The 854-nt window shown below is 55.6% G+C and carries 1 protein-coding gene; it reads left to right on the forward strand.

Annotation, left to right across the window (positions count from 1 at the left end; all coding sequences use genetic code 11):
* Positions 1–854: SulP family inorganic anion transporter (locus AC07XM_RS31045; RefSeq protein ID WP_495046084.1), on the forward strand; the 854-nt coding region annotated here is incomplete at both ends.

Here is an 854-nt window from a genome sequence, read left to right on the forward strand (position 1 = left end):
GCGGCGACAGGCGCCATGGCACTGCTGATGGTTACGCTGGTAAAAGAGCATGGACTCCAGTACCTGCTGGCCGCGACTCTACTATGTGGCGTACTTCAAATCCTTGCCGGCTACCTGAAGCTTGGCTCGTTGATGCGCTTTGTTTCACGTTCGGTAGTCACCGGCTTCGTAAACGCATTGGCGATTCTGATTTTTATGGCGCAATTGCCTGAGCTGACCAATGTCACCTGGCATGTCTATGCCATGACCGCTGCGGGCCTGGGAATCATCTACCTGTTCCCGTATGTACCGAAAATCGGCAAGCTGATTCCCTCTCCGTTGGTGTGCATTCTGACGCTGACTGCCATCGCCATTTACCTCGGTTTGGATATCCGCACCGTCGGTGACATGGGCCAACTGCCGGACACGCTGCCGATTTTTCTGTGGCCTGAAGTGCCGCTGAACTTTGAAACCCTGCGGATCATCTTTCCTTACTCCGCAGCGCTGGCAGTTGTAGGCCTACTGGAGTCGATGATGACCGCGACCATCGTCGACGACCTGACGGATACCACCAGCAACAAAAACCGCGAGTGCAAAGGCCAGGGTGTGGCCAACATCGCTGCCGGCATGCTTGGCGGTATGGCAGGTTGCGCCATGATCGGCCAGTCGATCATCAACGTGAAATCTGGCGGCCGCACCCGTCTCTCGACATTGTGTGCCGGCGTTTTCCTGCTGCTGATGGTGGTATTTCTTGGCGAATGGCTCTCCAAAATCCCTATGGCCGCACTCGTGGCTGTAATGATCATGGTGTCCATCGGCACCTTTAGCTGGGATTCCTTGCGTAATCTGAAAGAGCATCCGCTGTCGACCAACCT

The organism is Pseudomonas sp. GW460-LB5 (assembly GCF_059423245.1).